This window comes from Marseilla massiliensis, assembly GCF_016899855.1.
In the GTDB taxonomy this organism is placed as follows: Bacteria; Bacteroidota; Bacteroidia; order Bacteroidales; family Bacteroidaceae; genus Prevotella.
Genome location: NZ_JACJJG010000317.1, coordinates 1 through 208 on the forward strand (window position 1 = coordinate 1; position 208 = coordinate 208).

The 208-nt window shown below is 51.9% G+C and carries 1 pseudogene; it reads right to left on the reverse strand.

Going from position 1 to position 208, the window contains the following annotated elements:
* Window positions 1–208 (reverse strand): annotated as a pseudogene (locus H6A34_RS14850) (transposase); the annotation flags it as partial.

Sequence of the window (208 nt, forward strand, 5' to 3'; positions counted from 1 at the left end):
CCAAACGCGAGTACGCAAGCGCCTTCTCCAACTCGCGCACGCGCTTGCGCAGGGACGCGTTCTCATCCCTATATTCCTCCTTGCTGCGTCTTGCCATGTCGTCGTATTCTTCTTCCAACGGCAAAGATAAGGTTTTCTCACCATATTTTGACAGCCATGACGACAATAACGTCGGATTACACAGGCCATACTTCCTTGCACACTTGCG